This is a genomic window from Pseudomonas sp. MS01C9 (assembly GCF_058202755.1).
Window position 1 is genome coordinate 3,565,709 of the sequence record NZ_CM177073.1, and the last position, 21,337, is coordinate 3,587,045.

Here is a 21,337-nt window from a genome sequence, read left to right on the forward strand (position 1 = left end):
GCTTAACGGTAGGTGCTTAGGTAAGATTTGCTCCCTTTATCGTGTTCGAGAGCGCCTCCCTTGTTGCAGAACATTCGTGTCGTCCTGGTCAATACCAGCCATCCGGGAAACATCGGCGGGGCTGCGCGGGCCATGAAGAACATGGGCCTGTCGCGCCTGGTGCTGGTCGAGCCTCGCTCGTTTCCGCACCATGAAGCCGATGCCCGGGCGTCCGGCGCCGGTGACATCCTGGCCAGTGCCCAGGTCGTCGCCACCCTGGAGGATGCCCTGGTGGGTTGCAGCCTGGTGCTGGGCACCAGCGCCCGTGATCGCCGTATCCCATGGCCGCTGCTCGACCCCCGCGAGTGCGGGACAAAAGTGGTCGAGGAGGCCGCGCAGGGCGTCGAGATCGCCCTGGTGTTCGGCCGCGAAGATTCCGGCCTGACCAACGAAGAGCTGCAGCGATGTCATTTCCACGTGCATATCCCTTCCGACCCCGGGTTCAGCTCCCTGAACCTCGGGGCGGCGGTGCAGGTGTTGAGTTATGAAGTGCGCATGGCCTGGCTGGCCGCCGAAGGCAAGCCAAGCAAGGTCGAAAAATTCGAGGCGACGTCGCCGCGCAGTGAGACACTGGCGACCATGGATGAGCTGGAGCGATTCTATGAACACCTGGAGCAGACCCTGGTGGATATCGAATTCCTCGACCCGGAAAAGCCGCGGCACTTGATGGCGCGCCTGCGTCGGTTGTACGGACGAAGCTCGGTCAGCCGAGCGGAGATGAATATATTGCGCGGCATCCTCACGGAAACCCAGAAAGCGGCCCGTGGCGAGCTGATTAAGCGGAAGGAATAAAATGTTCGATCGTTTGCGTGAAGATATCCAAAGCGTTTTCCATCGTGACCCGGCGGCGCGCAACGCCTTTGAAGTGCTGACCTGCTACCCGGGAATGCACGCGATCTGGATCCACCGCCTGTCCGGCGCGTTGTGGAACATGGGCTGGAAGTGGCTGGCGCGGCTGGTCTCGAACTTCGGTCGCTGGCTCACCGGCATCGAGATTCATCCGGGCGCCAAGGTCGGTCGCCGGTTCTTCATCGACCACGGCATGGGCATCGTCATTGGCGAGACCGCCGAGATCGGCGACGACGTGACGCTGTACCAGGGTGTCACCCTGGGCGGCACCAGCTGGAACAAGGGCAAGCGCCACCCGACCCTGGGTGATGGCGTGGTGGTGGGTGCCGGTGCCAAGGTGCTGGGGCCGTTCACTGTGGGCGCGGGGGCGAAGGTCGGCTCCAATGCCGTGGTGACCAAGGCGGTGCCGCCTGGTGCCACCGTGGTGGGGATCCCGGGGCGGATCATCGTCAAAACCGATGACGAGCAGGATGCTCGCCGCAAGGCCATGGCCGAGAAGATCGGCTTCGATGCCTACGGTGTCGGCGAAGACATGCCCGACCCGGTGGCCCGCGCCATCAATCAACTGCTCGATCACCTGCAGGCCGTCGATGGGCGCCTGGAGGGGATGTGCGGCGCCCTGAAGGACCTGGGCAGTAATTACTGTGCCAAGGACCTGCCTGAGCTGCGCGAAGAAGATTTCGCCTGCGTGAAGGACAAGGACGAAACCCGGGCCAGCTAAAGCCGGCTGGTCTCATTGCGAGCAAGCTCGTTTCCACAGGGGGGGGCTGTGGTGTGCACTCATTGTGCATCCACCGAAGCCCTCCCTGATGGGAGCGAGCTTGTTCGCGATAAACCACAACGCGGTATCGCTGGTCGCCACCGGCCGGCCTTTGCTATCATGCGCGCGCTCTTTCGCGGGTAAACCTGAGTAACCTACTAGGTCTTATACTTGACTTAAACACTCGGGAATTGCATACTCGCCCCCATTCCGAACTCCGTGGTAATTGTCCATGCGACTGACTACAAAAGGCCGATACGCCGTGACCGCGATGCTGGACCTGGCATTGCATGCGCAGCACGGGCCGGTGTCCCTGGCCGATATCTCCGAGCGCCAGGGCATTTCCCTGTCCTATCTTGAACAACTGTTCGCCAAGCTGCGCCGCAGCAACCTGGTTTCCAGCGTGCGTGGTCCCGGTGGCGGTTATCAACTGTCGCGTGACATGCAGGGCATCCAGGTCGCCCAGGTGATCGACGCCGTGAACGAATCGGTCGATGCGACCAAATGCCAGGGGCTGGGCGATTGCCATGGCGGCGATACTTGCCTGACCCACCATCTGTGGTGCGACCTGAGCCTGCAGATCCACGAATTTCTGAGCGGTATCAGCTTGGCTGACCTTGTCACCCGCCGTGAGGTGCAGGAAGTAGCCCAGCGTCAGGACCAGCGCCGTTGCAATGGCAAGGCGCCGCACCTGGACAAGATTGAAGCGTCCGCCGTCGAATGACTGCCGCAGAGCAAGCGGAACGCCAGCCAGCCTGATTTAGGAGAGAGTCCATGAAATTGCCGATTTACCTTGATTACTCTGCGACCACCCCGGTTGATCCGCGTGTCGCGCAAAAAATGAGTGAATGCCTGCTGGTCGACGGAAACTTCGGCAACCCGGCGTCCCGCTCCCACGTGTTCGGCTGGAAGGCCGAGGAAGCGGTCGAGAATGCCCGTCGCCAGGTCGCCGACCTGGTCAACGCCGACCCGCGTGAAATCGTCTGGACCTCCGGTGCCACCGAGTCGGACAACCTGGCAATCAAGGGTGTCGCGCATTTCTATCACACCAAGGGCAAGCACCTGATCACCTCCAAGATCGAGCACAAGGCGGTCCTGGACACTACGCGCCAGCTGGAGCGTGAAGGTTTCGAAGTCACCTACATCGAGCCAGGTGAAGACGGCCTGATCACCCCGGCCATGGTCGAAGCCGCGCTGCGTGAAGACACCATCCTGGTTTCGATCATGCACGTTAACAACGAAATCGGCACCATCAACGACATCGCGGCCATCGGCGAACTGACCCGTTCCAAGGGCGTCCTGTTCCATGTCGACGCGGCCCAGTCCACCGGCAAGGTCGACATCGACCTGTCGAAGCTCAAGGTCGACCTGATGTCCTTCTCGGCCCACAAGACCTACGGTCCCAAGGGTATCGGCGCGCTGTATGTCAGCCGCAAGCCACGGGTTCGCCTGGAAGCCACCATGCATGGCGGTGGTCACGAGCGCGGCATGCGTTCCGGCACCCTGGCGACCCACCAGATCGTCGGCATGGGCGAAGCCTTCCGCGTCGCCAAGGAAGATATGGCTGCCGAAAACGTGCGCATCAAGGCCCTGAGCGAGCGCTTCTTCAAGCAGGTCGAGCACCTGGAAGAGCTCTACGTAAACGGCAGCATGACCGCCCGCGTACCGCACAACCTGAACTTGAGCTTCAACTATGTCGAAGGCGAGTCGCTGATCATGGCGCTCAAGGACCTGGCCGTGTCGTCCGGTTCGGCCTGCACCTCGGCTTCCCTGGAGCCGTCGTACGTACTGCGCGCCTTGGGCCGCAACGACGAACTGGCCCACAGCTCGATCCGCTTCACCTTCGGCCGCTTCACCACCGAAGAAGAAATCGATTATGCCGCGCAGAAAGTCTGCGAGGCAGTGACCAAGCTGCGCGCCTTGTCGCCGCTTTGGGACATGTACAAAGACGGCGTCGATATTTCGAAAATCGAATGGGCGGCGCACTGAGAAGTCGCCACCAGAGCGGCTCCACTGATGAGGATTGAAGCAAATGGCATATAGCGAAAAGGTCATCGACCACTACGAGAACCCGCGCAACGTCGGCAAGATGGACGCGCAGGATCCTGATGTCGGCACCGGCATGGTCGGTGCACCGGCTTGCGGCGACGTAATGCGCCTGCAGATCAAGGTCAACGAGCAAGGCATCATCGAAGACGCCAAGTTCAAGACCTACGGCTGCGGTTCGGCCATTGCGTCCAGTTCCCTGGCCACCGAGTGGATGAAGGGCAAGACCCTTGATGAAGCCGAAACCATCAAGAACACCCAGCTGGCTGAAGAGCTGGCCCTGCCGCCGGTGAAGATCCACTGCTCGGTACTCGCCGAAGACGCCATCAAGGCCGCCGTTCGCGATTACAAGCAGAAGAAAGGCTTGATCTGATCTGTACAGGTAAGGAGTTTCCATGGCTATCCAGATGACAGAAGCGGCAGCTAAGCATGTGCAGCGCTCCCTGGCGGGGCGCGGCAAGGGCGAGGGTATCCGCCTGGGTGTTCGCACCACAGGCTGCTCTGGCCTTGCCTACGTACTGGAATTCGTCGACGAAGTGGGCGAAGACGACCAGGTTTTCGAGAGTCATGGTCAGAAAGTGATCATCGATCCGAAGAGCCTGACGTACCTGGACGGCACCGAGCTGGATTTCGTCAAGGAAGGGTTGAACGAAGGCTTCAAGTTCAACAACCCCAACGTACGCGGTGAATGTGGCTGCGGCGAAAGCTTCAACATCTGAGGCGGCTCGTGGGTACTCCTTGTCATTTTGCGTTGTTCCAGTTGCAGCCAGGTTTCAGCCTGGATCTCGACGAGCTGTCTGCGCGTTATCTCGAACTGGCCCGTGGCGTCCATCCGGATCGCTTCGCCGATGCCTCCGAGGCTGAGCAGCGCCGGGCGCTCGAGCAATCCGCGAACCTCAACGAGGCCTACCAGACGCTCAAGAACCCTGCCAAGCGCGCGCGATACCTGCTCGCCATCAGTGGTCATGAGCTGCCCCTGGAAGTCACGGTGCACGACCCCGAGTTTCTTCTGCAGCAGATGCAGTGGCGCGAAGAGCTCGAGGACCTGCAGGACAGCGCCGACCTGGCAGGCGTCGCGGCGTTCAAGCGCCGCCTCAAGGACGCCCAGCAAACCCTGAACGAAAGCTTCGCGGCCTGTTGGAACGATGCTGCGCAACGCGAACAGGCCGAGCGCCTGATGCGGCGCATGCAGTTCCTCGACAAGCTCACCTATGAAGTGCGCCAGCTCGAAGAGCGCCTCGACGATTAACCCAGTGCCGCTCCGGTCGCACGCCTGATTACAGATAAGTCCTGATCACGATGGCCCTACTGCAGATCGCCGAACCCGGCCAAAGTCCACAACCGCACCAGCGTCGGCTGGCTGTCGGAATCGACTTGGGTACCACCAATTCCCTGGTCGCTGCAGTGCGCAGCGGCCTTTCCGAGCCGCTGGCCGACGAGCGCGGCCAGGTCATCCTGCCGTCCGCCGTGCGATATCACGCCGACCGCGTCGAAGTGGGCGAAGAGGCCAAGCTGGCCGCGGCCACCGATCCGTTCAATACCATTGTGTCAGTCAAGCGCCTGATGGGGCGGGGTCTGTCCGACGTCAAGCAGTTGGGCGACCAACTGCCGTACCGCTTCGTGGGCGGCGAATCGCACATGCCGTTCATCGAAACCGTACAGGGGCCGAAAAGCCCGGTAGAGGTTTCCGCCGACATCCTCAAGGTCCTGCGCCAAAGGGCCGAGGCCGCCCTCGGCGGTGAGCTGGTAGGGGCGGTCATCACTGTTCCGGCTTATTTCGATGACGCCCAACGCCAGGCCACGAAGGACGCGGCCAAGCTCGCCGGCCTCAATGTGCTGCGCCTGCTGAACGAGCCCACCGCGGCTGCGGTGGCGTACGGCCTGGACCAGCATGCCGAAGGCCTCGTCGCCATCTATGACCTGGGCGGCGGCACGTTCGATATCTCGATCCTGCGCCTGACGGGCGGTGTCTTCGAAGTACTGGCCACCGGCGGCGACAGCGCCTTGGGCGGCGATGATTTCGACCATGCCATCGCTGGCTGGATCATCGAGCAGGCGGGCCTGTCCGCTGACCTCGACCCGGGCGCGCAACGTCATCTGCTGCAAACCGCCTGTGCGGCCAAGGAAGCCTTGACCGATGCCGCCGCGGTTGAAGTCGCTTACGGCGACTGGAAGGCCTCGCTGACCCGCGAAGTCTTCGATGCCCTGATCGAACCCATGGTGGCCCGCAGCCTCAAGGCCTGCCGCCGCGCCGTGCGCGATTCCGGCGTGGAGCTCGAAGACGTCAAGGCCGTGGTCATGGTGGGCGGTTCGACCCGCGTGCCTCGGGTTCGCGAAGCCGTCGCCGAGGCCTTTGGCCGCCAGCCGCTGACGGAAATCGACCCGGACCAGGTGGTCGCCATCGGCGCCGCGATCCAGGCCGATACCCTGGCCGGCAACAAGCGCGATGGCGGCGAACTGCTGTTGCTCGACGTGATTCCGCTGTCCCTGGGCCTGGAAACCATGGGCGGCCTGATGGAGAAGGTGATTCCGCGTAATACCACCATCCCCGTCGCCCGCGCCCAGGACTTCACGACTTACAAAGACGGCCAGTCGGCCATGATGATCCATGTGCTGCAAGGCGAGCGTGAGCTCATCAGCGACTGCCGCTCCCTGGCGCGCTTCGAATTGCGCGGCATTCCAGCCATGGTGGCTGGCGCGGCAAAGATCCGCGTCACCTTCCAGGTCGACGCCGATGGCCTGCTCAATGTCTCCGCCCGCGAGCTGGGTTCGGGCGTCGAGGCGAGCATCCAGGTCAAGCCGTCCTATGGCCTGACCGACGGCGAAATTGCCCGCATGCTCAAGGATTCGTTCCAGCACGCCGGCGACGACAAGGTGGCCCGCGTACTGCGCGAGCAGCAAGTGGATGCCCAGCGCCTGATCGAGGCCGTGCAGGGCGCCCTTGAAGCGGACGGCGAGCGTTTGCTCGACGCCGAAGAGCGCATGGTCATCGAGCTGCAGATGCAGGAATTGTCCGAATTGATCAAGGGTACCGATGGCCATGCCATCGAGCAGCAGACCAAGCGTCTGTCGCAAGTCACCGATGCCTTTGCCGCCCGCCGCCTGGACTCGACGGTCAAGGCCGCCCTGGCGGGGCGCAACCTGAATGAAATCGAGGAGTAATTGATGCCACAGGTGATTTTCCTGCCCCACGAGAAGTTCTGCCCCGAGGGCATGGTTGTGGAGGCTGAACCTGGGATCTCCATCCTTGAGCTCGCCCATGAGCACCATATCGAAATGGAAAGTGCCTGCGGCGGCGTCTGCGCTTGCACCACTTGCCATTGCATCATCCGTGAAGGCTTCGACTCGCTGGAAGAGGCGGACGAACTGGAAGAGGACTTCCTCGACCGGGCCTGGGGGCTGGAGGCGCAATCGCGCCTTGGCTGCCAGGCTATCGTCGGTACGGAAGACCTGACCGTCGAAATCCCCAAATACTCGCTCAACCACGCTGCCGAAGCGCCGCACTGATCCGGGAATCCAACATGAGTCTGAAATGGGTTGATGTGCTGGAGATTGCGATCCAGCTGGCCGAGACCAAGCCTGATGTAGACCCGCGTTACGTGAACTTCGTCGATCTGCACCAGTGGGTGCTGGCCTTGCCGGAGTTCAGCGATGATCCGTCCCGTGGCGGCGAGAAAGTGCTTGAGGCCATTCAAGCCGCCTGGATCGAAGAAGCAGATTGAGTCTGTACTGTACGCAGTTAGGCAATACCCGATAACCCGCGTATAATTCGCGGGTTTAATTTTTCGCAAATTACCGTTTCTGGAGTTACACCATGGCTGTTCAACGTACTTTTTCCATCATCAAGCCTGACGCCGTTGCTAAAAACGTGATCGGCAAGATCGTCACCCGCTTCGAAGACGCCGGCCTGCGCGTTGTCGCTTCGAAAATGAAGCAACTGTCCAAGGCCGAAGCCGAAGGCTTCTACGCTGAGCACAGCGCCCGCGGTTTCTTCGGCGAGCTGGTTGCCTTCATGACCTCCGGTCCGGTTGTCGTTCAGGTGCTGGAAGGCGAAAACGCCATCGCTCGCAACCGTGAGCTGATGGGCGCCACCAACCCTAAGGAAGCTGCTCCAGGCACCATCCGCGCTGACTTCGCCGAGTCCATCGACGCCAACGCCGTCCACGGTTCGGACTCCGAAGCCGCCGCTGCTCGCGAAATCGCCTACTTTTTCGCCGCTACTGAAGTAACCACTCGCTAAGTAAAGCTGGTGAGTGAGGGTGAGACCATGACTGCATCGATCGGCAAGACTAACCTGTTGGGTCTGACCCAGCCGGAAATGGAGAAATTCTTCGACTCAATCGGGGAGAAGCGTTTCCGTGCCGGTCAGGTAATGAAATGGATCCACCACTTTGGCGTCGACGATTTCGACGCCATGACGAATGTCGGCAAGGCCCTGCGCGAAAAGCTCAAGGCCGTTGCCGAGATTCGTGGTCCCGAAGTGGTCAGCCAGGACATTTCCAGCGACGGTACCCGCAAGTGGGTCGTGCGCGTGGCGTCCGGCAGCTGCGTCGAGACCGTCTACATTCCCCAGGGCAAGCGCGGCACCTTGTGCGTTTCGTCCCAGGCAGGCTGTGCCCTGGACTGTAGTTTCTGCTCCACCGGCAAGCAAGGCTTCAATAGCAACCTCACCGCCGCCGAAGTGATCGGCCAGGTGTGGATCGCGAACAAATCCTTTGGCAGCGTCCCGGCGACCGTCGACCGTGCCATCACCAACGTGGTGATGATGGGCATGGGTGAGCCGCTGCTGAACTTCGACAACGTCGTTGCCGCCATGCACCTGATGATGGACGACCTGGGCTACGGCATCTCCAAGCGCCGCGTGACCCTGTCCACCTCCGGCGTGGTGCCGATGATCGATGAGCTGGCCAAGCACATCGACGTTTCCCTGGCGTTGTCGCTGCACGCACCCAATGACGCATTGCGTAACCAATTGGTGCCGATCAACAAGAAGTATCCGCTTAAGATGCTGCTGGACTCGTGCCAGCGCTACATGTCGGCCTTGGGTGAAAAGCGTGTGCTCACCATTGAGTACACCCTGCTCAAGGATGTGAACGACAAAGTCGAGCACGCGGTCGAGATGATCGAACTGCTCAAGAATATTCCGTGCAAGATCAACCTGATCCCGTTCAACCCGTTCCCGCACTCCGGTTACGAGCGTCCGAGCAACAATGCGATTCGTCGCTTCCAGGATCAGCTTCATCACGCCGGCTTCAACGTCACCGTCCGCACTACCCGCGGCGAAGACATCGATGCGGCGTGTGGTCAATTGGTAGGGCAGGTGCTGGATCGCACCCGTCGCAGCGAACGCTACATTGCCGTGCGCGAATTGAACGCCGCCGACGATGTGGCGCAGAACGCTGCGAACAGCCACTAAGAGAGGAACTCTATGTCCTTGCGCTTCGCGCTGCTGTTGCTGTTGGCCGGGCTTTGCTCCGGTTGTGTCCTGTCGGGCGACTACAACCCGATGAAGACCAGCAAGGGGCGCGACGAGGCGCGCGAGGCCTATGTGCAGCTGGGCATCGGCTACCTGCAGCAGGGCATGACCGAACGGGCCAAGGTTCCGCTCAAGAAGGCCCTGGAGCTGGACAGTTCCGATGCCGATGCCAACGCGGCCCTGGCCCTGGTATTCCAGGCCGAGCTGGAACCCGAGCTGGCCGACGAGCATTTTCGCAAGGCGTTGTCCGCCCGGCCTCAGGATGCTCGGATCCTGAACAACTACGGCAGCTTCCTTTACGAGCAGCAACGTTACAAAGAGGCCTACGAGCGCTTCGAGCAGGCCGCCGCCGATACCCTTTATCCTGAGCGTTCGCGGGTTTTCGAGAACCTTGGCATGACGGCCGCCAAGCTCGGCCAGCGCGATCTGGCCCGCCAGCAGCTGGAAAAGGCGCTGCGGCTCAACCGCCAGCAGCCCCGGGCCTTGCTGGAAATGGCTGAGTTGTCTTACGAAGACAGGCATTATGTGCCGGCGCGCGACTATTACGAGCGTTTTAGCCTGCTCAGCGAGCAAAATGCACGTAGTCTATTGCTCGGCGTTCGGCTGGCCCATGTGTTTGAAGATCGCGACAAGGCCGCAAGTTATGGCCTGCAACTCAAAAGACTCTATCCCGGTACGCCGGAATATCAGCAATACCTGTCGGAGCAATGATGAAAGCGGCGCATCCTGAAGTTGTAGCAGCGACTCGCGTAAATCCCGGTGAGACCCTGCGTCAAGCCCGCGAAAGCAATGGTTGGTCGCTGGCCCAAGTGGCCCTCAAGCTCAATCTCACCGTGGCTTCCCTGAGCAACCTGGAAGCGGGTGCGTTCGACAAGCTGCCAGGGCATACCTTTGCCCGGGGCTACATCCGTGCCTACGCCAAGTTGCTCGACATGGACCAGACCGTACTGGTCCAGCAATTCGACCAGTACACCGGTTCCGACGCCCAAGGCAGCAGCGTACACAGCCTGGGCCGCATCGAGGAGCCGGTGCGTGTTTCCCACACTATTTTGCGAATCGTCAGCCTGTTGTTGCTGATCGCGGTGATCGGCGGCGGTTTCGTCTGGTGGCAGGATCAGACCTCCCTGCGCACCAAGGAACCGGTGGCCATGGCCCCCGAGCATGTGGAAGTGGAGGGGGCCGACGGCACCACCCGGATCCATCCGCTGGACGAGCCGGAAGACCAGGCCGTGCTGGAGGGCCAGGCGGAGGGCGAAACCAGCCTGGCGCTGCCGCAGGGTCAGGACGGTGCCGATGCCGAGGCCGGCGCCGAGCCAAGCGTTCCTGCGACACCAACCGCTCCGGCCGCGCCAGCCACGCCTGCACCCGGTACCAGCGCGCCGGTTGCCCCGGCCCCGGCCACCCCTGCAGCGCCCGCTCCTGCACCGGCCACCCCGACCCCGACCGTGGCGGCTCCGACTGCGCCGGCTACGCCTTCCGCTGCGCCCGTGGCACCTGCCGCCGGCGAAGGCCAGGTACAGATTCAATTCACGGCCGATTGCTGGACGCAGATCACCGACGGCAACGGCAAGGTGCTGTTCAGCGGCCTCAAGCGCAAGGGCGACAGCACCTCAGTCAATGGCAAGCCACCCTTTGCCGTACGCCTGGGCTATGCCCGTGGCGCGCAGGTCAGCTACAACGGCCAGCCGGTCGACGTGGCTCCGTTCACCACTGGCGAGACTGCTCGCCTGAAGCTGGGTCAATAAGTCATGCACGGCGAATCTCCAATCAAACGTCGCGAATCCCGCAAGATCTGGGTCGGTAACGTGCCCGTGGGCGGCGATGCGCCTATCGCTGTGCAGAGCATGACCAACAGCGACACCAACGACGTGGCCGCCACGGTCGCGCAGATCAATCGCCTGGAAGCCGCCGGCGTCGACATTGTGCGGGTTTCCGTGCCGGACATGGACGCCGCCGAGGCGTTCGGCAGGATCAAGCAACTGGTCAAGGTGCCCCTGGTGGCCGACATCCACTTCGACTACCGCATCGCCTTGCGCGTGGCCGAGCTGGGCGTCGATTGCCTGCGCATCAATCCGGGCAACATCGGCCGCGAAGACCGCGTGCGCGCCGTGGTGGATGCGGCCCGCGACCGGGGCATCCCGATCCGCATCGGCGTCAACGCCGGTTCCCTGGAAAAAGACCTGCAGAAGAAATACGGCGAACCGACCCCGGCCGCGCTGGTGGAGTCGGCCCTGCGTCATGTGGAGCACCTTGAGCGCCTTAATTTTCCGGACTTCAAGGTGAGCGTGAAGGCCTCCGACGTGTTCATGGCCGTCGAGGCCTACCGTCTGCTGGCCAAGGAAATCGTCCAGCCGCTGCACCTGGGCATCACCGAAGCCGGCGGGTTGCGTTCGGGCACGGTGAAATCCGCCGTCGGCCTCGGTATGCTGCTCGCCGAAGGGATTGGCGATACCATCCGCATCTCGTTGGCGGCCGATCCGGTCGAGGAAGTGAAAGTCGGCTACGACATCCTCAAGTCCCTGCACCTGCGTTCCCGTGGGATCAACTTCATTGCCTGCCCGAGTTGCTCGCGGCAGAACTTCGATGTGGTCAAGACCATGAACGAGCTGGAAGGGCGCCTGGAAGACCTGCTGGTGCCACTGGATGTCGCGGTGATCGGTTGCGTGGTCAACGGGCCGGGCGAAGCCAAGGAGGCGCATATCGGCCTTACCGGCGGTACCCCGAATCTGATTTACATCGACGGCAAGCCGTCGCAGAAACTGACGAATGACAATCTGGTGGACGAGCTGGAAAAGCTGATCCGCGAGAAGGCGGCCGAAAAGGTCGAAGCCGACGCAGCGGTCATCGCACGCGGCTGATCGAACGAATTTAAGGAAATTCTGTGAGCAAGTCCCTGCAAGCCATCCGTGGCATGAACGACATCCTGCCCGAACAGACGCCCCTGTGGCGCTATTTCGAGGGCACCGTGGCGCGTTTGCTGGATAACTACGGTTACCGGCAGATCCGCATGCCGATCGTCGAGTTCACCGAGCTGTTCAAGCGCTCCATCGGTGAAGTGACCGATATCGTCGAAAAAGAGATGTACACCTTCGAGGACCGCAACGGCGACTCGCTGACCCTGCGCCCCGAAGGCACGGCGGCCTGCGTGCGCGCGGTCCTGGAGCATGGCATCACCGGCGGTGGCCAGGTGCAGAAGCTCTGGTACGTCGGCCCGATGTTCCGTCACGAGCGCCCGCAGAAAGGCCGCTATCGCCAGTTCCACCAGATCGGTCTCGAGGTGTTCAACCTCGAAGGGCCGGACATCGACGCCGAACTGATCGTGCTGACCTGGCGCCTGTGGGGCGAGCTGGGGCTGCGTGATGCGGTCAAGCTCGAGCTCAACAGCCTGGGCACCAGTGAATCCCGCGCTCGCTATCGCGAAGCGCTGGTGGAGTTCCTCTCCGCCCACCTGGACAAGCTCGACGAAGACAGCCAGCGCCGCCTCAAGACCAACCCGCTGCGCGTACTGGACACCAAGAACGCCGATACCCAGGCGATCCTGGCCGATGCACCGAAGATGGCCGATTACCTCGACGACGAGTCCCGTGCGCATTTCGAAGGGCTGAAGGCGCGTCTCGACGCTGTCGGCATTCCCTACGTGATCAACCCCAAGCTGGTGCGTGGCCTGGATTACTACAGCAAGACCGTTTTCGAATGGGTCACCGACAAGCTCGGCGCCCAGGGCACCGTATGCGCCGGCGGCCGCTACGACGGGCTGGTGGAGCAGATGGGCGGCAAGCCCACCCCCGGCGTGGGTTTTGCCATGGGTATCGAGCGCCTGGTGCTGATGCTCGAAGCGTTGGACAAAGTGCCTGAAGAGCTGGCCCGCCAGGTCGACGTCTACCTCTGCGCCTTCGGCGAAGCGGCGGAGCTGGCGGCCCTGGCCCTGAGCGAGCGGATCCGCGACCAGGTGCCCAACCTGCGCCTGCAGGTCAATGCCGGCGCCGGCAGTTTCAAGAGCCAGTTCAAGAAGGCCGACAAGAGCGGTGCGCTGTACGCACTGATCCTGGGTGACGACGAACTGGCCCAACAAGTGGTAGGTTTCAAACCCCTGCGTGGCCAGGGCGAACAACAAAGCATTGCCTGGGATGCGCTTGCTGCACACCTGGCCACCTGCGTCGTGCAGGGTTGAAGCTGTCAAACAGCCGATTTAGCGATTAAGGAGTATTGGGGTGTCGAGTACCGAAGATGAACAGCTGGCGGATTTGAAGGACTGGTGGACGCGCAACGGCAAGCCGCTGGTCACTGGCGGCCTGTTGGCGCTGGTCATCGTGTTCGGCTGGCAGGCCTACCAGAAATACCAGAGCAACCAGTCGCAAGGCGCCTCGGTGCTCTACCAGCAATTGCTGGAAACCACGCTGACCCCGGACGGCAAGCCTGACGCTGCTCGCGTGGCGGACCTGGCCGGCAAGCTCAACAAGGAATTCGGCGGCACCGCCTACGCCCAGTACGGCAGCTTGTTCGTGGCCAAGGTAGCGGTAGACAGCGGCAAGCTGGACGACGCGGCCACCGAGCTGAAGGCTATCGTCGACAAGCCGGCCAACCCGACCCTGGGCGAAGTGGCACGTCAGCGCCTGGCCCAGGTGCTGGCGGCACAGAACAAGGTCGAAGACGCGCTGAAGCTGCTGGCCGGCGACGCCGACAAGGCGTTCCTGGCGACCCGCGAAGAACTCAAGGGCGACCTGCTGGTACAGCTGGGTCGTGCCGACGAGGCCCACGCGGCCTACCAAAAAGCCAAGGCTGCGCTGTCGGATGAAGCCGCGGTCGGTGGCCTGCAAATCAAGCTGGACGACCTGGCCAAAGGGGATGCGTGACGTGATCCAGTGGAAACATGCAGCATTGCTGGCTCTGGCCATTCTGGCCGCGGGTTGCAGCAGCAACAGCAAGAAAGAACTGCCACCGGCCGAGCTGACCGACTTCAAAGAAGAAGTCGTGCTGCAGAAGCAGTGGAGCCGCTCCATCGGTGACGGCCAGGGCGAAACCTACAACATGCTGGTGCCGGCCATCGATGGCGATACCATCTATGCCGGCGACGTGACGGGTGTCGTCATGGCGATGGATCGCATGAACGGCGACGTCAAATGGGAAAAGGATCTCGAACTGCCTGTATCCGGTGCCGTTGGCGTGGGTTACGGGCTGGTCATGATCGGTACCCTCAAGGGCGAGATCGTGGCCCTGGACGCCAGCAGCGGCGAAGAGAAATGGCGTGCCCGGGTGACCAGCGAAGTGCTCGCACCGCCCGCCACCAATGGCGACGTGGTTGTGGTCCAGACCCAGGATGACCGCTTGATCGGCTTGGATGCCGCCACCGGCAGCCAGCGCTGGCTGTACGACAGCACCCCGGCGGTGCTGACCTTGCGCGGCACCAGCGCCCCTATCGTGACCAACCGCCTCGCGGTGGCCGGGTTGTCCACTGGTAAAGTGGTTGCCCTGGATGTTTCCAACGGCGTGCCGGTGTGGGAACAGCGTGTCGCCATTCCCCAGGGCCGTTCGGAACTGGAGCGCGTGGTCGACATCGACGGCGGCCTGCTGCTGTCCGGCGGCACGCTGTATGTCGCCAGCTACCAGGGTCGCGTCGCGGCACTGGACCTGGAAACCGGCCGTCCGTTGTGGCAGCGCGACGCGTCCAGCTACGCGGGTGTCGCCCAGGGTTTCGGCAGCGTCTACGTAAGCCTGGCCTCGGGCACGGTCGAAGGCGTCGACGAGCGTTCCACCACCGCCTTGTGGAGCAACGATTCCCTGGCCCGTCGTCAGCTGTCGGCCCCGGAAGTGTTCTCCAGCTACGTCGCAGTCGGTGACCTGGAAGGTTACCTGCACCTGCTCAGCCAGGTGGACGGTCGCTTCGTCGGCCGTGAGCGTATCGACAGCGATGGCCTGCGTGCCCGTCCGCTGGTGGTGGGCAGCATGATTTATGTGTATGGCAACAGCGGCAAACTGGAAGCCCTGACCATTAAGTAAGACTATGCTTGGGGCTAGATCCCAAGCGGCCCGTCCTGTGCAGGAGCGGGCTTGCGTGCGAATGCGGTGTATCAGAAGAAAACTGTTGTCGACTGAACACACCGCTTTCGCGAGCAAGCCCGATCCCACGGGACTGCCTCCGAGCACCAGCCGCTGCCTCGCAGCGGCTTTTGTATTTTCTGAAATAACGAAGTGGAGAGCCGCATGGTTCCCGTAATCGCCCTGGTGGGCCGACCGAACGTCGGCAAGTCCACCTTGTTCAATCGCCTGACCAGGACTCGCGACGCCATTGTCGGCGACTTGTCCGGTCTGACCCGTGATCGCCAATACGGTGAGGCCAAGTGGCAAGGGCGTACCTACATCCTGATCGACACCGGTGGCATCTCCGGTGACGAACACGGCATGGACGAAAAAATGGCCGAGCAGTCGCTGCTGGCCATCGAAGAAGCGGATGTGGTGCTGTTCCTGGTAGACGCCAAGGCCGGTTTTACCGCCGCCGACCAGATGATCGCCGAGCATTTGCGCAAGCGTAACAAGCGCTCCCATGTGGTCGCCAACAAGGTCGACAACATCGATCCGGACATGGCCCGCGCCGAGTTCGCGCCGTTGGGCATGGGCCAGGCGATCCCGATTGCCGGCGCCCATGGTCGCGGCATCAGCCAGTTGCTGGAAGTCGCCCTGGCGGATTTCCCGAAAGACGATGAAGACGAGCCGGAAGAAGGCGAGGAAGAGATCGTTGCCGAAGGCGAGGAAGCCAAGCGCATTCCGGGCCCGAGCGAGAAGGACGGGATCAAGATCGCCATCATCGGCCGCCCGAACGTGGGCAAGTCGACGCTGGTCAACCGCATGCTCGGCGAAGACCGGGTCATCGTGTACGACCAGCCCGGTACCACTCGCGACAGCATCTACATCCCGTTCGAACGTAACGACGAGAAGTACACGCTGATCGACACCGCCGGTGTGCGCAAGCGCGGCAAGATCCACGAGGAAGTCGAGAAGTTCTCCGTGGTCAAGACGCTGCAGGCGATCAAGGACGCCAACGTGGTGATCTTCGTGATGGACGCTCGCGAAGGCGTGGTCGATCACGACCTGAACCTGCTGGGCTTCGCCCTGGAGGCCGGACGTGCGCTGGTCATCGCCATCAACAAATGGGACGGCATGACCCCGAGCGAGCGGGATTTTGTGAAGGTGGAATTGCAGCGCCGGCTGTTCTTCGTCGACTTCGCCGATATCCACTTCATCTCGGCCTTGCACGGCACGGGCGTGGGCAACCTCTACGCGTCGGTGCAGAACTCGTTCAAGTCGGCGGTCACCCGCTGGCCGACCAACCGCCTGACCCAGATCCTGGAAGACGCCGTCAGCGAGCACGCGCCACCGATGGTCAACAACCGCCGGATCAAACTGCGTTACGCTCACCTGGGGGGCGCCAACCCGCCGATCATCGTGATCCACGGTAACCAGATCGAGAAGGTACCCAAATCCTACGTTCGGTACCTGGAAAACACCTATCGTCGCGTCCTGAAGCTGGTGGGTACGCCCATCCGTATCGAGTTCAAGGGCGGCGAGAACCCGTATGAAGGCAACAAGAACACGCTCACCGACCGGCAGGTCAACAAGAAGCGTCGCTTGATGTCGCACCACAAGAAGGCCGACAAGAAGCGCCGCGACAAGCGCTGATTGATAGTCACCGCAGATCCACTGTGGAGCGAGCAAGCTCGCTCCACAAGGTTTGAGTTGTGTCAGCATAAGAAAGGGTGCCCTGGGTGGCACCCTTTTTCATACCTGGCGATTGGGCTATCCTCGAACTCTCCCGCGCCGCGCCAGAGCCGGGTGTAGAGCAGGGAACCCTCGATGATCACCAGCAAGTTGCCGAATGTCGGCATCACCATCTTCACCCAGATGTCCCAGCTTGCCGCCCAGACCGGTGCGCTGAACCTGTCCCAGGGGTTTCCCGATTTCGATGGCCCCCAGGCGCTGCGCGATGCGGTCGGCCGGCACATCGCCCAAGGCCATAACCAGTATTCGCCCATGACCGGCCTGCCGGCGTTGCGTCAGCAGATCACGGCGAAGATCGCCCGCAGCTATGGCGTCGATGTCGACGCCGACCAGGAGGTCACCGTGACCCCAGGCGCGACCCAGGCGATTTTCTGCGCCATCGCGGCGGTGGTGCAAAGCGGCGACGAAGTGATTGTGTTCGACCCCAGCTACGACAGTTACGAGCCAGCGGTGCAGTTGGCCGGTGGGAGGTGCGTGCACGTGCAACTGGGCCTGGATGACTTTGCCATCGACTTCCAGAAGCTCGGTGACGCCCTGGGGCCGCGTACGCGCATGATCATTCTCAACACACCGCACAACCCCAGTGGGGCCCTGATCAGCCGGGCCGAGCTGGATCAGTTGGCGGCGTTGATCCATGATCGCGACATCTATCTGGTCAGCGACGAGGTGTATGAACACCTGGTCTTCGACGGCGTGCCCCATGCCAGTGTCCTGGCCCATGAGGAGCTGTATCGGCGCGCGTTCGTGGTCAGCTCCTTCGGCAAGACCTACCACGTCACCGGTTGGAAGACCGGCTACGTCGTGGCGCCACCGGCCCTCACCGCCGAGCTGCGCAAGGTGCATCAGTACGTCAGCTTTTGCGGGGTGACACCGCTGCAATACGCCCTGGCCGACTACATGGCCGACCACCCGGAGCATGTCGAGCAATTGCCCGATTTCTACCAGGCCAAGCGCGACCTGTTCTGCGACTTGCTGGCCCCGTCGCGGTTCAGCTTCAAGCGGGTGGCCGGCACCTATTTCCAACTGGTGGATTATTCCCGGATCCGCCCGGACCTGAATGACGTCGACATGGCGGTCTGGATGACCCGTGAGCACGGGGTGGCGGCGATCCCGGTGTCGGTGTTCTACCAGACCCCTCCCGAGGGACAGCGCCTGGTGCGCCTGTGCTTCGCCAAACGCGAGGAGACGCTGCGCGAAGCGGCGCAAAAGCTATGCGTGATCTGAGTATGTTGCCCAATCTCAATGTTGCCCTGATCCAGACCACCCTGGCGTGGCACGACCGCGAGGCCAACCTGGAGCATTTCGAAAGTCTGCTGGAACAGGCCCGCGGGGCCGACCTGGTGATTTTGCCGGAAATGTTCACCACCGGCTTTTCCATGGAATCCCAGGCCCTGGCCGAACCGGAGCACGGGCCTACCAGCGTTTGGCTCAGGACGCAGGCGTCGAGGCTGGATGCGGTGATCACCGGCAGCCTGATTGTCCAGGCCGCCGACGGCAGCCATCGCAACCGCCTGCTCTGGGCCCGTCCGGACGGTGAGGTGCTGCACTATGACAAGCGCCATCTGTTTCGCATGGCCGGGGAGCACAACCACTACACACCGGGTGAGCGTCAGGTGCTCTTCGAACTCAAGGGCTGGCGGGTGCGCCCGTTGATTTGCTACGACCTGCGTTTCCCGGCCTGGAGCCGCGACGCCGAGGACACCGACCTGCTGCTGTACACCGCCAACTGGCCTGGCGCCCGGCGCTTGCACTGGAACCGCCTGCTGCCGGCCCGGGCCATCGAGAACCTGTGTTACGTAGCGGCAGTGAACCGCATCGGCACCGACGGCAAGGGTTTTGCCTACACTGGGGACAGTCAGGTGCTGGACTTCCAGGGCGAGACCTTGCTCAGCGTGGGAGAGGCCGATGGCGTGTTCATGGTGAATCTCAATGCGGCGGACCTGGCGGCGTATCGTGCGCGGTTTCCGGCGAACCTGGATGCCGATCGTTTCGAATTCATCTGATTGAATCGTTTCAACCCTCAAGAACGGCTATTGCGTGCCGATAAACGGTCAGCCAAGGAGAATGCTCATGACCACTATCAGCGCAACGACCGTAAACCCGTATCCGATGTCGGCCCCTAAGGTGTCGATCAAAGGTACGACCGAGGAGACTGCGGACGCGACCACGGACGCCGGCAGCGAGAAGGAAAAGTCACTGAAGGTCGATACCAGCGGTGCTAACGTCGCCGGCGCACCCAGCAGCACGGGTGTGGATGTGATCGAGCAGATCAAGAAGCAGATCGAGCAGACCGAGAAACTGCTGGCCCAGCAACAGGTGCAATTGGCTCGCGTGCAGAAGAGCCAGGCCAGCGAAGAGCAGAAGGCTCAGCAGGCCATGGCCATCCAGACCCAGATCATGGGGACCCAGGCGGCCCTGCAGACGCTTCGAGCGGCGCTATTGCAGGCCATGACGGTCGGGATCGATACCCATGCCTGAGAGGGGGTAGCCCGGTGGGCCGTTATCGCGAGCAGGTCCCGGACGGCAACCCATATCCCAAGTCAAACAAAAAGGCCCCAGGATTCACACCCTGGGGCCTTTTTGCATGTCAGCCCAGGATCAGGCCGCCTTGGCTTCCGGCTGGCTCAGGGAGCGGTTCAGCGCACTGAACAAAGCCTTGAAGCTGGCGGTGGTGATGTTCTCATCGATGCCTACGCCGTGTACCGCGCGCTCACCGTTGACCCGCAGCTCGATATAGGCCGCGGCCTTGGCGTTGGTGCCGGCGCCGATGGCATGTTCGTTGTAGTCCATGATTTCCACGGGAATCGGCAGGCCGGCCACCAGCGCTTCCAGGGCGCCGTTGCCCTTGCCGCGCCAGTGCAGGTTGGTTTCGCCCTGGCCCTTGCTGGCCACTTCCACTTCCACGGCGCTGTGGCCGTTTTCTTCCTGCAGGCGATGGCTGACCAGCGCATACGGGGTGTTGGCTTGCAGGTATTCGCGTTGCAGCAGGCTGTGGATCTGCTGGGCGGTCATTTCCAGGCCCAGGCGATCGGTTTCGCGCTGCACCACCTGGCTGAATTCGATCTGCATGCGGCGGGGCAGGCTGATGCCGTATTCCTGTTCCAGCAGGTAGGCGATGCCGCCCTTGCCCGACTGGCTGTTGACACGAATCACCGCCTCGTAGCTGCGGCCGATGTCGGCCGGGTCGATCGGCAGATAGGGCACTTCCCACAGGGCGTCCGGTTTCTGCTGGGCGAAGCCCTTGCGAATGGCATCCTGGTGGGAGCCGGAGAATGCGGTGTGGACCAGGTCGCCGACATACGGATGGCGTGGGTGCACCGGAATCTGGTTGCATTCCTCGACGACCTTGCGCACGCCGTCGATGTCGGAGAAGTCCAGTTCAGGGTCGATGCCCTGGGTGTAGAGATTCAGTGCCACGGTCACCAGGTCGACGTTGCCGGTACGCTCGCCGTTGCCGAACAGGCAGCCTTCGACACGGTCGGCGCCGGCCATCAGGCCCAGTTCGGTGGCGGCCACACCGGTGCCACGGTCGTTGTGGGTGTGCAGGCTGATGATCACGCTGTCGCGACGGGTGATGTTGCGGCCGAACCATTCGATCTGGTCGGCATAGACATTCGGCGTGGCGACTTCCACGGTGGCGGGCAGGTTGAGGATCACCTTGCGCTCGGGCGTCGGGTTCCACACTTCGATGACCGCATCGCAGACTTCCTTGGCGAACTCGAGCTCGGTGGCGCTGAAGGTTTCCGGGGAGTATTCGAACTGCCACTGGGTTTGCGGCTGCTGGGCGGCGTATTTGACGAACAGCTTGGCCGCGTTCACCGCGATTTCCTTCACGCCTTCCTTGTCCTGGTTGAACACGATGCGGCGGAACGATGGGCAGGTGGCGTTGTACAGGTGGACGATGGCTTTTTTCGCGCCGCGCAGGGATTCGAACGTGCGGGCGATCAGGTCTTCACGAGCCTGGGTCAGCACCTGGATGGTGGTATCGTCCGGGATGTGGCCTTCCTCGATGAGGGTGCGCACGAAGTCGAAGTCGGTCTGGGAAGCGGCCGGGAACGAAGCTTCGATTTCCTTGACGCCGACGGCGACCAGGGTTTTCCAGAAACGCAGTTTCTTGACCGCGTCCATCGGTTCGATCAGCGACTGGTTGCCGTCGCGCAGGTCGGAGCTGCACCAGATCGGCGCGGTGGTGATGGTCTTCGACGGCCAGGTGCGATCCGGCAGGTTGATGGTCGGGAAGGCGCGGTATTTGGAAGACGGGTCTTTGAGCATGCTCATGGGCGGAATCCTTTTATTGTCGTGGCCGAAAAAAGGCGGCCTGCCGGTGGTTCGAACGGGGTGGCTTCTCAGCCGGAACGAGGTGCCGCGATTCAGCCCGGCAGTCGTGCGCTGAC

The 21,337-nt window shown here is 62.3% G+C and carries 23 protein-coding genes; 22 read left to right on the forward strand and 1 reads right to left on the reverse strand.

Annotated elements, in window-relative coordinates:
- The first annotated feature begins 60 nt into the window (after positions 1-60).
- From trmJ to AC1M7R_RS16300, 22 genes are all read left to right on the forward strand, one after another.
- On the forward strand, positions 61-831 hold the full coding sequence (gene trmJ / locus AC1M7R_RS16195; RefSeq protein ID WP_072388172.1) for a tRNA (cytosine(32)/uridine(32)-2'-O)-methyltransferase TrmJ: 771 nt from the start codon (positions 61-63) through the stop codon (positions 829-831).
- Between the two features lies 1 nt (position 832).
- Positions 833-1,609 (forward strand): serine O-acetyltransferase, encoded by a 777-nt coding sequence (cysE, locus tag AC1M7R_RS16200; RefSeq protein ID WP_072388170.1) that lies wholly within the window; start codon positions 833-835, stop codon positions 1,607-1,609.
- A 271-nt stretch (positions 1,610-1,880) separates the two neighbouring features.
- On the forward strand, positions 1,881-2,372 hold the full coding sequence (iscR, locus tag AC1M7R_RS16205) for a Fe-S cluster assembly transcriptional regulator IscR (RefSeq protein WP_024777044.1): 492 nt from the start codon (positions 1,881-1,883) through the stop codon (positions 2,370-2,372).
- Between the two features lie 50 nt (positions 2,373-2,422).
- Complete coding sequence (locus AC1M7R_RS16210; protein WP_072388168.1) at positions 2,423-3,637, forward strand: IscS subfamily cysteine desulfurase; 1,215 nt, start codon at positions 2,423-2,425, stop codon at positions 3,635-3,637.
- Positions 3,638-3,680: 43 nt separating this feature from the next.
- Positions 3,681-4,067, forward strand: coding sequence for a Fe-S cluster assembly scaffold IscU (iscU, locus tag AC1M7R_RS16215; protein WP_003185157.1), 387 nt, complete (start codon positions 3,681-3,683; stop codon positions 4,065-4,067).
- 22 nt (positions 4,068-4,089) lie between these two features.
- Positions 4,090-4,413, forward strand: a complete 324-nt coding sequence (gene iscA, locus AC1M7R_RS16220; protein ID WP_030139597.1) for an iron-sulfur cluster assembly protein IscA — start codon at positions 4,090-4,092, stop codon at positions 4,411-4,413.
- 8 nt (positions 4,414-4,421) lie between these two features.
- Positions 4,422-4,943: a co-chaperone HscB gene (hscB, locus tag AC1M7R_RS16225; protein WP_072388166.1), complete on the forward strand. Its 522-nt coding sequence runs from the start codon at positions 4,422-4,424 to the stop codon at positions 4,941-4,943.
- Between the two features lie 50 nt (positions 4,944-4,993).
- The gene (gene hscA / locus AC1M7R_RS16230) at positions 4,994-6,856 is read left to right on the forward strand and encodes a Fe-S protein assembly chaperone HscA (RefSeq protein ID WP_072430813.1); all 1,863 of its coding nucleotides are present in this window, start codon (positions 4,994-4,996) and stop codon (positions 6,854-6,856) included.
- A 3-nt stretch (positions 6,857-6,859) separates the two neighbouring features.
- Complete coding sequence (fdx, locus tag AC1M7R_RS16235; RefSeq protein ID WP_008014719.1) at positions 6,860-7,201, forward strand: ISC system 2Fe-2S type ferredoxin; 342 nt, start codon at positions 6,860-6,862, stop codon at positions 7,199-7,201.
- Positions 7,202-7,215: 14 nt separating this feature from the next.
- Positions 7,216-7,416, forward strand: a complete 201-nt coding sequence (gene iscX / locus AC1M7R_RS16240) for a Fe-S cluster assembly protein IscX (protein WP_072388162.1) — start codon at positions 7,216-7,218, stop codon at positions 7,414-7,416.
- Positions 7,417-7,508: 92 nt separating this feature from the next.
- Entirely contained in the window at positions 7,509-7,934 is a 426-nt protein-coding gene (ndk, locus tag AC1M7R_RS16245; RefSeq protein WP_072388160.1) for a nucleoside-diphosphate kinase, read from the forward strand.
- A 27-nt stretch (positions 7,935-7,961) separates the two neighbouring features.
- A complete protein-coding gene (rlmN, locus tag AC1M7R_RS16250; RefSeq protein ID WP_072388158.1) occupies positions 7,962-9,110 on the forward strand; it encodes a dual-specificity RNA methyltransferase RlmN in 1,149 nt (382 codons plus the stop codon).
- 12 nt (positions 9,111-9,122) lie between these two features.
- The gene (pilW, locus tag AC1M7R_RS16255) at positions 9,123-9,881 is read left to right on the forward strand and encodes a type IV pilus biogenesis/stability protein PilW (RefSeq protein WP_072388156.1); all 759 of its coding nucleotides are present in this window, start codon (positions 9,123-9,125) and stop codon (positions 9,879-9,881) included.
- Positions 9,881-10,915: a RodZ domain-containing protein gene (locus AC1M7R_RS16260; protein ID WP_072388154.1), complete on the forward strand. Its 1,035-nt coding sequence runs from the start codon at positions 9,881-9,883 to the stop codon at positions 10,913-10,915. The genes pilW and AC1M7R_RS16260 overlap by 1 nt, the downstream gene beginning before the upstream one ends.
- Positions 10,916-10,918: 3 nt before the next feature.
- Complete coding sequence (gene ispG / locus AC1M7R_RS16265) at positions 10,919-12,028, forward strand: flavodoxin-dependent (E)-4-hydroxy-3-methylbut-2-enyl-diphosphate synthase (protein WP_072388152.1); 1,110 nt, start codon at positions 10,919-10,921, stop codon at positions 12,026-12,028.
- A 23-nt stretch (positions 12,029-12,051) separates the two neighbouring features.
- Complete coding sequence (gene hisS / locus AC1M7R_RS16270) at positions 12,052-13,341, forward strand: histidine--tRNA ligase (protein WP_072388150.1); 1,290 nt, start codon at positions 12,052-12,054, stop codon at positions 13,339-13,341.
- A gap of 40 nt (positions 13,342-13,381) precedes the next feature.
- A complete protein-coding gene (locus AC1M7R_RS16275) occupies positions 13,382-14,023 on the forward strand; it encodes a YfgM family protein (RefSeq protein WP_072388148.1) in 642 nt (213 codons plus the stop codon).
- Positions 14,016-15,167 carry an outer membrane protein assembly factor BamB gene (bamB, locus tag AC1M7R_RS16280; RefSeq protein ID WP_072388146.1) on the forward strand — a complete coding sequence of 384 codons (1,152 nt, stop codon included), beginning with the start codon at positions 14,016-14,018 and terminating at the stop codon, positions 15,165-15,167. Before AC1M7R_RS16275 ends, bamB begins: the two co-directional genes overlap by 8 nt.
- A 204-nt stretch (positions 15,168-15,371) precedes the next feature.
- Positions 15,372-16,844 (forward strand): ribosome biogenesis GTPase Der, encoded by a 1,473-nt coding sequence (der, locus tag AC1M7R_RS16285; protein WP_072388143.1) that lies wholly within the window; start codon positions 15,372-15,374, stop codon positions 16,842-16,844.
- Positions 16,845-17,018: 174 nt separating this feature from the next.
- Positions 17,019-18,167, forward strand: coding sequence for a pyridoxal phosphate-dependent aminotransferase (locus AC1M7R_RS16290; protein ID WP_072388140.1), 1,149 nt, complete (start codon positions 17,019-17,021; stop codon positions 18,165-18,167).
- Complete coding sequence (locus AC1M7R_RS16295; protein ID WP_072388138.1) at positions 18,155-18,946, forward strand: amidohydrolase; 792 nt, start codon at positions 18,155-18,157, stop codon at positions 18,944-18,946. Before AC1M7R_RS16290 ends, AC1M7R_RS16295 begins: the two co-directional genes overlap by 13 nt.
- Positions 18,947-19,013: 67 nt before the next feature.
- Entirely contained in the window at positions 19,014-19,421 is a 408-nt protein-coding gene (locus tag AC1M7R_RS16300) for a hypothetical protein (RefSeq protein WP_072388136.1), read from the forward strand.
- Between the two features lie 120 nt (positions 19,422-19,541).
- Here AC1M7R_RS16300 and leuA read toward each other — a convergent pair whose 3' ends face one another.
- The gene (gene leuA, locus AC1M7R_RS16305; protein ID WP_072388134.1) at positions 19,542-21,221 is read right to left on the reverse strand and encodes a 2-isopropylmalate synthase; all 1,680 of its coding nucleotides are present in this window, start codon (positions 21,219-21,221) and stop codon (positions 19,542-19,544) included.
- Positions 21,222-21,337: the final 116 nt, after the last annotated feature.

Coding starts and splice junctions, on each gene's coding strand:
- AC1M7R_RS16300 (WP_072388136.1), top strand. CDS start 19,014: ATGACCACTATCAGCGCAACGACCGTAAACCCGTATCCGATGTCGGCC.
- iscU (WP_003185157.1), top strand. CDS start 3,681: ATGGCATATAGCGAAAAGGTCATCGACCACTACGAGAACCCGCGCAAC.
- fdx (WP_008014719.1), top strand. CDS start 6,860: ATGCCACAGGTGATTTTCCTGCCCCACGAGAAGTTCTGCCCCGAGGGC.
- cysE (WP_072388170.1), top strand. CDS start 833: ATGTTCGATCGTTTGCGTGAAGATATCCAAAGCGTTTTCCATCGTGAC.
- AC1M7R_RS16260 (WP_072388154.1), top strand. CDS start 9,881: ATGAAAGCGGCGCATCCTGAAGTTGTAGCAGCGACTCGCGTAAATCCC.
- iscR (WP_024777044.1), top strand. CDS start 1,881: ATGCGACTGACTACAAAAGGCCGATACGCCGTGACCGCGATGCTGGAC.
- hscA (WP_072430813.1), top strand. CDS start 4,994: ATGGCCCTACTGCAGATCGCCGAACCCGGCCAAAGTCCACAACCGCAC.
- AC1M7R_RS16210 (WP_072388168.1), top strand. CDS start 2,423: ATGAAATTGCCGATTTACCTTGATTACTCTGCGACCACCCCGGTTGAT.
- iscX (WP_072388162.1), top strand. CDS start 7,216: ATGAGTCTGAAATGGGTTGATGTGCTGGAGATTGCGATCCAGCTGGCC.
- AC1M7R_RS16290 (WP_072388140.1), top strand. CDS start 17,019: ATGATCACCAGCAAGTTGCCGAATGTCGGCATCACCATCTTCACCCAG.
- bamB (WP_072388146.1), top strand. CDS start 14,016: ATGCGTGACGTGATCCAGTGGAAACATGCAGCATTGCTGGCTCTGGCC.
- leuA (WP_072388134.1), bottom strand. CDS start 21,221: ATGAGCATGCTCAAAGACCCGTCTTCCAAATACCGCGCCTTCCCGACC.
- pilW (WP_072388156.1), top strand. CDS start 9,123: ATGTCCTTGCGCTTCGCGCTGCTGTTGCTGTTGGCCGGGCTTTGCTCC.
- ndk (WP_072388160.1), top strand. CDS start 7,509: ATGGCTGTTCAACGTACTTTTTCCATCATCAAGCCTGACGCCGTTGCT.
- rlmN (WP_072388158.1), top strand. CDS start 7,962: ATGACTGCATCGATCGGCAAGACTAACCTGTTGGGTCTGACCCAGCCG.
- der (WP_072388143.1), top strand. CDS start 15,372: ATGGTTCCCGTAATCGCCCTGGTGGGCCGACCGAACGTCGGCAAGTCC.
- iscA (WP_030139597.1), top strand. CDS start 4,090: ATGGCTATCCAGATGACAGAAGCGGCAGCTAAGCATGTGCAGCGCTCC.
- ispG (WP_072388152.1), top strand. CDS start 10,919: ATGCACGGCGAATCTCCAATCAAACGTCGCGAATCCCGCAAGATCTGG.
- AC1M7R_RS16295 (WP_072388138.1), top strand. CDS start 18,155: ATGCGTGATCTGAGTATGTTGCCCAATCTCAATGTTGCCCTGATCCAG.